We start from the raw sequence: 1,019 nt of genomic DNA, 5'->3' as shown, positions 1-1,019 counted from the left end.
CTCCGCGGGCGACGCCTGTACCGGTACGGACACCTGGACGGGCGCCGGGGCCGCGGCCGGTGCCGGGTGGGTGACCAGCTGATGCGGGATCAGCATCACCACGCCGGTACCGCCGCGTGCCGAGGGCCGGAAGGAGATCTGCAGCCCGTGCTTGCGCGCCAGCACGCCGACCACCGCCAGCCCCAGGCGGGTACCCGCCGAGAGCGTGGTGAGGTCCAGCGGTTCGGCGGAGACGGCCCGTTCGGCCCGGCGCAGCCAACTATCGCTCAGGCCCAGGCCGCTGTCCTCGACGGTGACCGCCAGCCCGGCGGGCACCTCCTCGACGTAGACGTGCACCTCGGCCGGCGGGGCGGAGAAGTTGGTGGCGTTGTCCAGCAGTTCGGCCAGCGCGTGCATCACGCCCTCGGCCGCGTACCCGGCGACCGCGGCGGTGCTGGCGTTGTGCAGCCGCACCCGCTGGTAGGCGCCGATCCGGCCGAGCGCGCCGCGCAGCACCGACTCCACGGCGATCGGCTTGGCCCAACGGCGGCCCGAGCGGGCGCCGGTGAGCACGGCGATGCTGTCGGCCATCCGGCCCGCCTGGGCGGTCGAGTGGTCCAGGCTCAGCAGGTCGCCGAGGACCTCCTCGTCGTGCCGGTGCTGCATCTCGCGCAGCTCGGCGTGCATGCTCGTGGCCAGCGCCTGGACCCGCCCGGCGGCGGTCGCGCACACCGCGAGCGCGGCGGCCCGCAGCCGCTCGCCGCGGCCGATCTCCTCGCCGACGGCACGCAGCAGCGGGTACTGGGGGTGCTTGCGGTGGACGGCCAGCGCACTGTCCACCGCCGCGCCGGCCCGCAGCTTCGCCACCACCTCGGGCAGCACGCCCTCGGTGATCCGGGCCAGTTCGGCGCGCTCGGCCTCGACCCGGGTCCGCTCAACCTCCGCCCCGGCCCGCTCGGCGTCGAGTTCGGCCCGCAGCCGGGCCAGCTCGGCGTGCGCGGTGGTGACGTCGGCCTCGGCCCGGGCCTGCCCGGCGCGGG

General features: G+C 76.5%; 1 protein-coding gene. It reads right to left on the bottom strand.

Annotation, left to right across the window (positions count from 1 at the left end; all coding sequences use genetic code 11):
* A partial coding sequence (locus AE652_RS41995) for a sensor histidine kinase KdpD (protein WP_049661394.1) occupies positions 1-1,019 on the bottom strand: 1,019 nt, incomplete at both ends.

The organism is Kitasatospora sp. MY 5-36 (assembly GCF_001182915.1).
Lineage (GTDB): Bacteria > Actinomycetota > Actinomycetes > Streptomycetales > Streptomycetaceae > Kitasatospora.
Note: the sequence above shows the minus strand (reverse complement) of the source record. Positions and strands in the feature narration are given on the sequence as shown.